The organism is Winogradskyella sp., from assembly GCF_028282165.1.
GTDB lineage: Bacteria > Bacteroidota > Bacteroidia > Flavobacteriales > Flavobacteriaceae > Winogradskyella.
Map to the genome: position 1 here is coordinate 1 of NZ_JANQIM010000044.1, position 12191 is coordinate 12191.

The 12191-nt window shown below is 34.8% G+C and carries 11 protein-coding genes; 7 read left to right on the plus strand and 4 right to left on the minus strand.

All coding sequences use genetic code 11. From position 1 onward, the window contains the following. Window positions 1–425 (plus strand): penicillin-binding transpeptidase domain-containing protein (locus Q0972_RS16440; RefSeq protein ID WP_299367951.1); only part of this gene is annotated, 425 nt, incomplete at its 5' end. A gap of 4 nt (window positions 426–429) precedes the next feature. After that, a complete protein-coding gene (gene rodA / locus Q0972_RS16445; protein ID WP_299367954.1) occupies window positions 430–1710 on the plus strand; it encodes a rod shape-determining protein RodA in 1281 nt (426 codons plus the stop codon). 59 nt (window positions 1711–1769) lie between these two features. Here the strand turns inward: rodA and Q0972_RS17940 are convergent, their stop codons facing one another. The 3 genes from Q0972_RS17940 to Q0972_RS16455 all read right to left on the minus strand — a co-directional run bounded on the left by Q0972_RS17940 (window position 1770) and on the right by Q0972_RS16455 (window position 6318). Further along, window positions 1770–1982 (minus strand): PLDc N-terminal domain-containing protein, encoded by a 213-nt coding sequence (locus Q0972_RS17940; protein ID WP_367182412.1) that lies wholly within the window; start codon window positions 1980–1982, stop codon window positions 1770–1772. 84 nt (window positions 1983–2066) lie between these two features. Continuing rightward, window positions 2067–3503: an NADP-dependent isocitrate dehydrogenase gene (locus Q0972_RS16450; protein WP_299367956.1), complete on the minus strand. Its 1437-nt coding sequence runs from the start codon at window positions 3501–3503 to the stop codon at window positions 2067–2069. A 181-nt stretch (window positions 3504–3684) separates the two neighbouring features. Continuing rightward, window positions 3685–6318, minus strand: coding sequence for a valine--tRNA ligase (locus Q0972_RS16455; protein ID WP_299367959.1), 2634 nt, complete (start codon window positions 6316–6318; stop codon window positions 3685–3687). A gap of 187 nt (window positions 6319–6505) precedes the next feature. On the opposite strand from Q0972_RS16455, the gene Q0972_RS16460 reads away from it, so the two are divergent. Continuing rightward, window positions 6506–6934: a DUF1573 domain-containing protein gene (locus Q0972_RS16460; RefSeq protein WP_299368166.1), complete on the plus strand. Its 429-nt coding sequence runs from the start codon at window positions 6506–6508 to the stop codon at window positions 6932–6934. Between the two features lie 36 nt (window positions 6935–6970). Here Q0972_RS16460 and Q0972_RS16465 read toward each other — a convergent pair whose 3' ends face one another. Further along, window positions 6971–8305, minus strand: coding sequence for an aspartyl protease family protein (locus Q0972_RS16465; RefSeq protein ID WP_299367962.1), 1335 nt, complete (start codon window positions 8303–8305; stop codon window positions 6971–6973). Between the two features lie 140 nt (window positions 8306–8445). On the opposite strand from Q0972_RS16465, the gene Q0972_RS16470 reads away from it, so the two are divergent. The 4 genes from Q0972_RS16470 to Q0972_RS16485 all read left to right on the plus strand — a co-directional run bounded on the left by Q0972_RS16470 (window position 8446) and on the right by Q0972_RS16485 (window position 12076). Next, on the plus strand, window positions 8446–9636 hold the full coding sequence (locus Q0972_RS16470; protein WP_299367965.1) for a pyridoxal phosphate-dependent aminotransferase: 1191 nt from the start codon (window positions 8446–8448) through the stop codon (window positions 9634–9636). After that, a complete protein-coding gene (gene murB / locus Q0972_RS16475; RefSeq protein ID WP_299367968.1) occupies window positions 9636–10649 on the plus strand; it encodes a UDP-N-acetylmuramate dehydrogenase in 1014 nt (337 codons plus the stop codon). The genes Q0972_RS16470 and murB overlap by 1 nt, the downstream gene beginning before the upstream one ends. Before the next feature lie 88 nt (window positions 10650–10737). Beyond that, on the plus strand, window positions 10738–11271 hold the full coding sequence (locus tag Q0972_RS16480; protein WP_299367971.1) for a sigma-70 family RNA polymerase sigma factor: 534 nt from the start codon (window positions 10738–10740) through the stop codon (window positions 11269–11271). Window positions 11272–11281: 10 nt separating this feature from the next. Then, on the plus strand, window positions 11282–12076 hold the full coding sequence (locus Q0972_RS16485) for an anti-sigma factor (protein ID WP_299367974.1): 795 nt from the start codon (window positions 11282–11284) through the stop codon (window positions 12074–12076). Window positions 12077–12191 lie beyond the last annotated feature (115 nt).

The window sequence follows — 12191 nt, forward strand, 5'->3', positions numbered from 1 at the left end:
ATAATAAAGGAACTGCAGATATGTTACAAGTTAGAGGTATTGAGATTTGCGGCAAAACTGGGACTGCAGAAAATTTTGCTATAATTGACAGTGTAAAAACACAGTTGACGGATCATTCTATTTTTGTTGCATTTGCTCCAAAGGACAATCCTAAAATAGCCTTAGCTGTATTTGTTGAGAACGGATACTTTGGAAGTCGATTTGCAGGGAGAATGGCTAGCCTTATGATTGAGTACTACATCAAAGGGGAAATAACAAGAAAAGACATGGAAAATTTTGTGCTTCGCTATTCCCTCGAACATGAATACCAAAAACCATTTTCAGGCGAACCTTTTGGTATTAACCGACAGACAACGCTTGAAGCTATTGATGAAAAAGCCTTTCGGAATCTTTTGAAACTTAAATCAGAAATACCAAAGTCATAAACTTATGCTTAGAGAGAATCAAAGACGCTTTAAATTTGATTGGCTCACAATAATTCTCTTTTTATTGTTGGTGGGTTTTGGGTATCTCAATATCTTATCGGCATCACATATTGGTGATATAACCAGTTATTTTGACACGTCTCAACTTTATGGAAAACACCTCATTTTTATAGGGCTGACCTTTGTCTTAATCATTCTAATACTCTCGTTTGAAGCCAAATTTTATGAGAGGTTTGCCAGTATTATATATTTAGTGGCTATATTATCTTTGCTTGGTCTATTCGTTTTTGGCAAAGATGTAAATGGCGCACGCTCATGGTATGGAATTGGCAGTATGACGATACAGCCCAGTGAATTTGCTAAATTTGCTACCGCATTGGCTGTCGCTAAATACATAAGTGACCTACAGACCAATATGCAGACCCTAAAGGACCAAATACGGGTTACTGCAATAATATTTATTCCTGCATTGCTTATTTTGCTTCAAAACGATGCTGGTAGCACCATAGTATATCTCGCTTTTTTCTTTGTATTTTATAGAGAGGGTTTGCAACAAATCTATCTCGTTGTTGCATTATCATTAATTATTTTAGCTGTCCTTGCTTTAAAATTCGGAATTGTTATTACAGCTGTAGTTACCGCTTTGGTTCTAGCGACGCATTATTTTTTCAGAAAAAAGAAACGGGCTTCAATGCTCCAATATGTATTGGTTTTATTATTGGCTATTGGTTTTTCTTATGGTGTAAAATTGTTTTATCAGCATGGTTTAAAAGTGCATCAGCAAAACAGAATTACAATTTTTCTTAGGTTGGAGAAAGATCCTGTAAAGCTAGAACAAATGCGAAAAAAGGAAGCTTACAACCTTATTCAATCCGAACAAGCTATCAGCTCTGGTGGTTTAACTGGTAAAGGGTTTTTACAGGGCACAAGAACTACAGGAAAGTTTGTACCAGAACAACATACAGATTATATTTTTAGTACTGTTGGTGAAGAATGGGGTTTTATAGGCAGTAGTATTGTAGTTATATTATTTGTACTCCTTATAATAAGGGTATTGTATCTAGCCGAGGCCCAAAAATCGCAATTTAGCCGCGTATATGGTTACGGAGTGGCTTCTATTCTTTTTGTGCACTTTACGATTAATATTGGAATGGTAATGGGATTAATCCCTACGGTTGGTATTCCGTTACCCTTTTTTAGTTATGGTGGCTCAGGACTTTGGGGCTTTACAATTTTACTATTTATTTTTGTAAAGTTAGATAGTAACAAAATAAACGAATGGTAAAAGTAAAAAAGACTGCCTTATTCTAGGCAGTCTTTTCAATCAACATTACTATTGAGCTATTAATCAATATTGATTATGTTTTTGGTCTTAAATGTGACCGACATTATATAAAAAAAGACACCAAGCACAGGTAGAAACAACAATAATACTAACCAGACTATTTTACTCTTAAGATTCCTCCGTGATCTAAGCACAACAATACACAGAAGCAGAATAATTAGTATGTAACAACCTATGAAAAAATTTACCAATCCTGAATCTACCATTGTCATGGTGTCTTTAACTTTTAACTTACATTCCAAGGGCTACATAACTAACTCTAAAAGTTTCCTTGGAATGTAAGCTTTGAAAACCCTTTACTGTCCTTGTCCTAGCGAGTAACCCCTTACTCCATCGAACGTATACAAGTTTTCTGTTTTAATGGCATCTATGTCATACTCCATAGCGGCCTGTAATACTTCTATAATTTTTCTTTTTGATAACTCTTTCCCATCTTTAGCAGAATACCTACATCGCCAATGGTCTGTACAAAAGGTTTCTTCAAAACCGTTTGGCCACACTTTTATACCTCTATTGGTAATCATTGACAGTTCTAGTTCATCATTATTCAATTGTTGTAATTTTTCTGCAAGTACATTGGCATCATAGCCATGCCAATCTACAAACAAATCTACTCCAACAACTTTCTTATCTCTTGAAGGTTTTCTCTGGTATTTAGGTAAAACTAAAGGCGTACTATCCTTAAATGATACTTCAGGTAGTTGCTTCGGTTTTTTCCCCAGATTCTCAATTACTGCTTCAGCAAATTCCTTAGTACCTACTCGTCTCGTACTCATTATAGGGTCATAAATATCATTGGTATGCACACCATCTTCTATAGTTCTTAACCAAGCATTCTGTATTTTCTCTGCAACATCACTTTGTCCTATATGATTAAGCATCATTACCGCTCCGTTTATTAAACCGGATGGGTTAGCAACATTTTTACCAGCAATATCTGGCGCAGAACCATGAATAGCTTCAAACATGGCACATTCCTGTCCTATATTTGCGGAACCAGCTAAACCTACAGAACCTGTAATTTGAGCTGCAATATCTGACATAACATCACCATAAAGGTTAGGCATAACTATAACGTCGAAATCTTCTGGAGAATCTGCTAAAAGCGCGGCACCAATATCTACGATCCAATGCTCATTGATGATTTCTGGATAACGTGAAGCTACCTCATCAAATACCTGATGGAACAACCCATCTGTTTGCTTCATAATGTTATCTTTTGTGAAGCAAGTCACTTTCTTTCTGCCATATTTTTTAGCATATTCAAAAGCATAGGTCACTATTTTTTCGCAACCAGGACGACTGATCAATTTTAAGCATTGAACAACCTCATCAGTTTGCTGATGCTCTATACCTGCATACAGATCTTCTTCATTTTCTCTTATGATCACAACATCCATATCTGGGTGCTTAGTAGTTACGAAAGGATGTAGACTACGACATGGTCTCACATTAGAATATAAACCTAATGTTTTTCTCATAGTTACATTGAGACTTTTATATCCTCCACCTTGAGGTGTAGTAATTGGTGCCTTAAGAAGAACTTTATTTCTTCTGATGGTTTCCCAAGCCTCATCTGAAATTCCGGTAGAATTACCAGATAAGTAGACTTTTTCTCCAACTTGGATTTCTTCGAAAATTAAATCCGCACCTGCTGCAGAAAGAATATTAAGTGTAGCGTCCATAATTTCTGGACCTATACCATCTCCTTTTGCTAACGAAACTTTTATCATAATTACATTTTTGTTTAAAAATTGTTATGCAAATATGACACTCATTTTCTATATATTTTTATATATGTTTCTTATGATATATATAAACAACATTTATAGAAAACGTTTTCGTAGCAGGTATTTGTTGAAAATTTGTTAATTTAAAGTAAGAAATGGACTAAAAATTTTTAAGAAATTTTAACTAATTAAGACTGTCTAAACTTGCTTTTATAGTCTCAATCTTTGCTAAAGCATCGGCTTCTTTCTTCTTTTCTGAAGCTACAACTTGCTCTGGTGCATTGTTGACAAAACGTTCATTTGATAGTTTTTTCTGAACAGATTTTAAAAAGCCTTCCGTATAGTTTAATTCGTCTGTAAGCTTTTTTATTTCGGCCTCCACATCAATATTTCCCTCCATCGGAATGAAATATTCATTAGACTTTACGCGATAGGTTAAAGCACCTTCAACAGCTTCAGAGACATAACGGAAACTTTTAAGATTACCCAATTTTGAAATGACTTCGTCAAATGTAGGATTTACCTCTTCATTATTAACCACTGAAAAATCTACAGCGTCCTTAAAAGCTATACTTTTTTGCTTTCTTATATTCCTGATCCCTGAAATAACCTCAGATGCAAAATCAAACTCAGAAATTAATTGCTTATCAACAGGCTTAGATACTGGCCAAGTTGAGATGATTAAGGCGTCTTTTGGTGAGCGTTCCTCAATAAATTGCCAAATCTCTTCGGTTAAGAAAGGCATAAATGGATGAAGAATTTTTAAGTTATTCTCAAACAATCTTATCACTTCATTGTAAGTCGTTTTATCAATTGGGTTTTGGTATGCCGGTTTAATGATTTCTAATAACCATGAGGCAAAATCGTCCCAAATTAACTTATATGTGGCCATAAGGGCATCACTTAAGCGATACTTACCGAAGTGATCTTCTATCTCTGCGATAGTTTTCTGGAATTTAGACTCAAACCACTCTAAAGCTATTTTACTAGAATTTGGTTGCTCTAAAGATACATCAACATCCCAGCCTTTAACTAATCTGAAGGCGTTCCAAATCTTGTTGGCAAACTGCTTTCCTTGCTGGCATAAGGCTTCATCGAACATTAAATCGTTTCCAGCGGCTGAACTTAAAAGCAATCCTACCCTAACGCCATCTGCACCGTACTCCTCGATCAACTTTAGGGCATCTGGTGAATTCCCTAATTGCTTGCTCATTTTACGGCGTTGTTTATCCCTAACTAAGCCTGTTAAATATACATTTTCAAAAGGACGCTCGCCTTTATATTCATAACCAGCTATAATCATACGCGCTACCCAAAAGAACAGAATATCTGGACCAGTTACCAAATCATTGGTTGGATAATAATACTTTATATCTTCATTTTCAGGATTTCTAATACCATCAAATACACTAATTGGCCATAGCCATGAACTAAACCAAGTGTCTAATGCATCAGCATCGCGAGTTAGATCTGAGATATTAAGTTGTGGATCTGCCGCTTTTTTCCTAGCTAATTCAAGTGCTTCCTCAATGGTCTCTGCAACCACAAAGTCTTCTTTCCCATCTCCGTAGTAATAGGCCGGAATCTGTTGTCCCCAAAGTAGCTGACGAGAAATATTCCAATCGCGAATGTTTTCCATCCAATGACGATAGGTGTTTTCAAATTTCTTAGGGAATAGTTTTACATCGCCATTTTTAAGTACCGCATCTAATGCCGGCTTTGCCAAGTCTTTCATCTTCAAAAACCATTGATCACTCAGTCGTGGCTCTATGATGGCTTTTGTACGCTCCGATATTCCAACACGGTTGTTATAATCTTCTATTTTAGCAATATGTCCTAAAGTTTCGAGTTCTTTGACTATGCCTTTGCGAACTACGAAACGGTCTTGCCCTTCATAGTGCAAACCATAACTATTAAGGGTAGCATCGTCATTAAATATATCGATAACTTCGAGATTATGCTTATCGCCCAAAACCTTGTCATTTTCGTCATGTGCTGGTGTTACTTTCAAACAACCTGTACCAAATTCTACATCGACATAATCATCTTCTATAATTGGAATTACACGATTACAAATAGGCACAATAGCTTTTTTTCCTTTAAGATTTTGATGTCTTGGATCTTCTGGATTAATACAAATAGCTGTATCTCCAAGAATAGTCTCAGGCCTTGTCGTAGCAATGGTTAAGCTTTCATCTGCACCTTCAATCTTATAATTTAAATAATAAAGCTTCCCTTGTTTTTCAATATATTCTACTTCCTCATCAGAAAGTGTTGTTTTGGCTTCAGGATCCCAATTCACCATTCTATAACCACGGTAGATCAGTCCTTTGTTATATAAATCAACAAATACCTTGATGACTGCTTCAGACATATCGTCATCCATCGTAAACTTGGTACGATCCCAATCGCAAGAACACCCTAATTTTTTAAGCTGCTCTAAAATAACGCCTCCATATTCTTCTGTCCATTGCCATGCATGTTTTAAGAATTCTTCGCGGGATAAATCATTTTTATCAATACCTTCTGCCTTTAACTTAGCTACCACCTTAGCTTCTGTTGCTATGGATGCGTGATCTGTTCCTGGTACCCAACAGGCATTTTTACCCAATAGCCTAGCACGCCTAATCAATACGTCTTGTATGGTGTTATTTAACATGTGTCCCATATGCAATACACCTGTTACATTAGGAGGTGGTATAACAATAGTGTATGGTTCTCTTTCGTCTGGTGTAGAGTGAAAAAAATTATGCGCCATCCAGTAGTTGTACCACTTTTTCTCTACTGATAATGCGTTATATTTTGACGGGATTTCCATATTTTGGTATCGTTTTTGCTAAGTAACTGACAAAAGTACTTATATTTCTTTTTTTGAAAAATTATTAGGTAGTTATTATAGATTAAAAAGCATCAAATACTGTTAAATGCCATGTAATACATCTAATTAATTTTGATGAGAATAAAAAAGTAAGTAGTTTTGATACTATCAATTTAAAATTAAAATGATGAAAAATTTAATAGCAATCCTATTTATAGGTTTAATAAGTCTGGGGTCTATTGCTCAAGAAAAAAAAGTAGCAAAGATTGAATTTAAGACAACTGTTATTGATTATGGCACAATAGAAAAGGGGTCTGACGGTGTAAGAACTTTTGAATTTACAAATACAGGTAATGCACCTTTAGTGATCTCTAATGTGAAGTCTACATGTGGATGTACTGTTCCTAAAAAACCAGAAGGTCCTATTATGCCTGGCGAAACTGGTGAGATTGAAGTGAAGTACGATACTAATAGAGTTAACTATATCAGAAAAACCATTACGGTAACTTCTAATGCAGAAACTGAAATGGTTGCGCTTAAAATTAAAGGAAGAGTTATTGACCCTAACAATACAAGCGTATTAGAGAAGAAAGAAAAAAGTATGATTGAGCAATAACCAATATTCAATCATTTAAACAACGGCTTTGAGCCCTCAATTATTTGAGGGCTCAATTTTTTTAAAGGCATTGTCTAATTTAAATTTATATATCATTTCTTCTCCATTTCGCTCTACCTTTAACCTGACGTTCTTTCCCGTCTTACCATGAAAAACAGCATTTACTTCTGGTAATTTATAATTATAAACTTCTTTCCCGTTTATACTGATTAAAATATCTCCTACCCTTAAACCAGAAGCAAAAGCATTAGAAGATTTCCTCAACTCAACAATTTCATAAATAGGTTTTAGTGCAATCCTATAATCTACAGAAAAATCTATTTGTACCGCACTGCTATTAGTGTCGTTTGAGTTATACCTCTCTTTTCTAGGTATTCTAATTTGCTCTTTGACAAATCGGGTGCCATTATATTCTAAAACGATTCCGCTATTATTATAGGTAAAAGGATCCCTATACAAGCTATTCTTTTTAAGGTGCAATTTTTGGCTATTGTAATCAAAAAATAAATTAAAGCGTTTTAAAACATCCCCTCCTAAACTCCCGCTTCTGCCCTTGTAAACTCTTGTTAGGTCTACAGACATGGTATCTGGATAAGCTACATTGACATTATCTAAAATAAAATCATTCAACTTAAAAGTATTTACTTTAGACCTCTTGCCATAAACCGATCCACTTAATCCTTTTCCTAAATAGTCCAAAAAGAACAAATCCTTATCTGGTATTAAGCCCTTTTTTTCATTTTCAAAGAGCCACAATGCATCACTACTGCCTGTATCTATAAGAAGCTTAACAGATTTTTGGCCCGTATTAATTGTAACTAAAGCATCTATGTAAGGTTTTTTCTTATAGATATCGATAGGGACGGTCTTCCATTTCGCAGAAGCTTTCGGCTTAAATACTTTAGGTTTATAAAGCCTGATGAATTGAGAACTATAATTGATCTCCACCACAAAATCCTTAAATACATCATGACCAATAATACCATGTACCAAAACACCAAGTCTTGGAGTAAAGTTTATGGCATTATCATAAACCACATACAGGTCTTTATTTACAGCAACCGCATCCCCTATTTTAATTCTATTGCTACCCGATTTTAATGCTTTTAGCTTACCATCTCCTCCTAATCCATGCAAAAAGAAGGTTTTTGTGTTTTTAAGATCAAGGGAATCACGTTCCGTTAAATTAAAAAGAATAGGTTTACTCACTCCTGTATCTAACACAAAGGACAATGTTACACCATTAATCTCTACAGGAATTATGATAAGATTACTGACAAACTCGAAATCAATTTTTTTGCTAACCTCATTTTTGAGAAAGAAATTATTTTGGGCTTTTATTAATGAACAATTAAAAAGTAAAAAAAGCAAAAAAATATGTCTAATGAGCAGTTTCAACTTTGATTGATTTTAAATGAAGTTACAAATCTTTAGCAAACAAGTTATTTTAAACATCATTTTTTACATAAACTTTAAGAAATTTCAGAACTTAGCACTTTAAAACTATTACGATGCCAAATATTTCAAAAAAAGGTATTGACATGCCTGAATCGCCAATTAGAAAGTTGGTGCCCTTTGCAGAGGAAGCCCATAAAAAAGGAAAAACTGTCTACTATCTCAACATTGGCCAACCAGATATAAAAACCCCAAAAGTAGCACTAGATGCTATTAAAGCAAGTACCTTAGATATTTTGGCTTATTCGCGGTCCGAAGGTTCAGAAACATATCGAAAAAAAATCGCAGGGTATTATGAACGTAATTCCATAGATGTTTCCCATAATGACATTATTGTAACTACGGGAGGTAGCGAAGCGTTACTGTTTACTTTCGGAAGTATAATGGACCAAGATGATGAAATTATTATTCCAGAACCTTTCTATGCCAATTACAATGGATTTTCTACAGCTTCTGGCATTAATATTGTGCCTGTAATATCCAAGATCGAAAACAACTTTGCTTTACCACCAATTGAGGAATTCGAAAAATTAATTACCCCAAAAACCAAAGCCATTCTAATTTGTAATCCTGGCAACCCAACAGGTTACTTATACTCTAAAGAGGAAATCAAAAAATTAGCAGCTATAGTTAAAAAACATGATTTGTTTTTGATTGCGGATGAAGTATATAGAGAATTTGTTTACGACGGTATATCACATTATTCTATCCTTGAAGAATCGGGATTAGAGGAACATGCCATAGTTATCGATTCGGTATCCAAACGCTATAGCATGTGTGGAGCACGTATCGGTTATTTAGTTTCAAAGAACAAAGCCGTTATTAGTACGGCCTTAAAATTTGCACAGGCTAGACTAAGTCCTCCTACACTAGCCCAGATTGCCAGTGAGGCTGCGTTAGACACACCTCAAAGTTATTTTGATGATGTTAAAGAAGAGTATGTAAAACGCAGAAATACGCTCATTGAAGGCTTAGAGAGTATTCCTGGAGTAAAAGTGGCCAAACCAAATGGTGCATTTTATTGTATTGCCGAATTACCAGTGAAAAATTCGGACGACTTTGCTAGGTGGCTACTAGAATCGTTTGATCATGAAAACGAGACGGTTATGGTTGCACCAGCTGCTGGCTTCTACTCCACACCTAATGTCGGTTTAAACCAGATTAGAATTGCTTATGTCTTAAAGGAAGATAGTTTAAAAATCGCAATAAAAATATTGGCAGAGGCTCTAAAAGTTTACAAAGACTAATGGCCATAGAGAAAAACATTTCATTAAGACCTTACAACACTTTTGGCATTGATGCTAAAGCCAAGTCCTTTTGTGACATCACTACAATTGAGAACCTGAAACATAATTTAGCCGAATATGCCAACCAACCTTTTTTTGTGCTCGGAGGTGGAAGCAACATGCTACTTACTAAAGACATTGAAGCACTAGTTTTACACATCAACCTAAAAGGCATAGAAGTCCTAGAAGAGACCGGAGACAAAGTCATAGTAAAAGCTATGGCTGGTGAAAATTGGCATGAGTTTGTACTATGGTGCCTTAAGCACAATTATGGCGGCGTGGAAAACCTTTCATTAATTCCAGGAAATGTAGGTACTGCTCCTATTCAAAATATAGGAGCCTATGGTGTAGAACTAAAAGACATTTTTGTGAGCTGCGAAGCAGTACACATCCAAAGTCAAAATGTAAGAACCTTTACTGAAGAAGACTGTAAATTTGAGTATAGAGAGTCTGTATTCAAGCAAGAATTAAAAGGCCAATATATTATCACCAGTGTTAATTTTGAGCTAACAAAGACCAATCACAAGCTGAGTACGGATTATGGAGCCATAAAACAGCAACTAGAAAATCTAGACATTAAAGCTCCAACTATTCAGGATATTTCTGATGCTGTCATTGCCATAAGGCAGAGCAAATTACCTGATCCAAAAGAAATTGGCAATAGCGGTAGTTTCTTTAAAAATCCTGTTATTTCTATAGATCAATTCAAACAACTACAGGAAAATTTTCCAGAAGTACCCTCTTATAAAGTTTCTGATAAAATGATAAAAGTACCTGCCGGTTGGCTTATTGAAAAGGCTGGCTTTAAAGGAAAGCGTTTTAATAACTATGGTGTACATAATAAACAAGCTTTGGTTTTAGTTAACTATGGCAACGCAAAAGGAAGCGATATATACGAATTGGCATTATTAATTCAGAAAACGATTAAAAGAATCTTTAATATCAGTATTGAGACTGAGGTAAACATTATATAAAACAAAAACACAATTTGTATTTAAGTATATTTACCCGTGAAAATCCTCTTTTGGATAACTAAAAAAATCTAATAAACGATTTTAAATTTTGAGCATAACACCAACAGAGCAAAAAATAATTGATTTACTTGGAAAAGGTGATAAACGCGCTTTAAGTCTACTGTACGAAAACTATTCTAACAGTCTTTATGGTGTCATTCTAAAAATAACCATAAATGAAGAGATAGCAGAAGATGCACTGCAAGAAACCTTTATTAAAGTTTGGAAAAATGCCCACAAGTACGATCCTAGCAAAGCAAAATTATTTACTTGGCTGTTTCGAATAGCTCGAAACACAGCAATCGATAAATTACGCAGTTTTAACAATCGTTTTCAGAAAGAAGTCCAAATCGACACTTCTAACGTATATATCTTACCATCAAGTAATTTAAACCAAGATGTTTTGGACATTAAAGAGCATGTTGGTCGGCTTGAAGAAAAGTACCAAATTGTGCTTAATGCCTTGTTCTTTCAAGGTATGACACAGCAAGAAGCAAGCGATGAACTAAATATTCCTCTTGGTACCATAAAGTCGAGATTAAAAATAGGATTGCGAGAACTTAAAAAAGTTTATAATCCATAAAGCAAATCATATGGAAACAAAATTACATAGCTTCTTAAATTCTAACTTACTGAATAAATATTTAGTAGGTGAGACTTCCTATGAAGAAACCAAGGAAGTAGAATTTTTTATCAATAATTACCCTGAGGCCGCAGAGGCTTACGAAAAACTTCAAAAAAACTTAGAGCTTATTGCCAAGGCCGGTGCAGTCGATGTTCCTAAACATATATTAGGAAATATCCTAAATGCCTTAGAAGACACTAGTGACACTAAAGTTATACAGCTGGTTCAAAACAAAAAAACATCCTGGTACAGTATTGCTGCAACTGCTGCTGCTGTGTTGTTTGCAGTAACAACATTCTTCTTATATCAGAAAAATCAAAATTTAATTGACGAAAACAACGTTGTTGTTGAGGAGATTTTTGATTTAAGAAGTGATATAGAGAAAAACAATGCAAAGTTAACAGAGCTATCTATAGAGCTCAATAAGCTAAATAGCCCTGACGCCAGAAAATATATAATTAACGGCAACGAACGTGCTAAAGACTTAAAAACCGTCGCTTATATCAATCCTGTTGAAAAAACATCGATGATAGATGTCATTAAACTACCTCAACTACCCGAAGACCAGCATTATCAAATTTGGGCCGAATTACAAGACAGAATGGTTAACTTGGGTATTTTAGACGAATCAGACCGTAAGCTAACACCAATTCCTTACATGGAAGATGCTTTAGCTTTGAGTATTAAAATAGGCAAAGATGGTGACGATACTAACACGAACAATACAGAAGTTGCTGAAATTTCGTTAAAAGATAATGATTAATGTTTCTTTCAATAATAAGAAAAAGGCACTTAGTTAAGTGCCTTTTTTTATTTTTTCATTTGTAGAACTCGTTGTGCATTTTAATGAAATTCGTATTCTCGATACAAATTTTACT

Bases quoted from the DNA above. Each gene is read 5' to 3' on its own strand.
- rodA (WP_299367954.1), top strand. From the start codon at position 430: ATGCTTAGAGAGAATCAAAGACGCTTTAAATTTGATTGGCTCACAATA.
- Q0972_RS17940 (WP_367182412.1), bottom strand. From the start codon at position 1,982: ATGACAATGGTAGATTCAGGATTGGTAAATTTTTTCATAGGTTGTTAC.
- Q0972_RS16450 (WP_299367956.1), bottom strand. From the start codon at position 3,503: ATGATAAAAGTTTCGTTAGCAAAAGGAGATGGTATAGGTCCAGAAATT.
- Q0972_RS16455 (WP_299367959.1), bottom strand. From the start codon at position 6,318: ATGGAAATCCCGTCAAAATATAACGCATTATCAGTAGAGAAAAAGTGG.
- Q0972_RS16460 (WP_299368166.1), top strand. From the start codon at position 6,506: ATGAAAAATTTAATAGCAATCCTATTTATAGGTTTAATAAGTCTGGGG.
- Q0972_RS16470 (WP_299367965.1), top strand. From the start codon at position 8,446: ATGCCAAATATTTCAAAAAAAGGTATTGACATGCCTGAATCGCCAATT.
- murB (WP_299367968.1), top strand. From the start codon at position 9,636: ATGGCCATAGAGAAAAACATTTCATTAAGACCTTACAACACTTTTGGC.
- Q0972_RS16485 (WP_299367974.1), top strand. From the start codon at position 11,282: ATGGAAACAAAATTACATAGCTTCTTAAATTCTAACTTACTGAATAAA.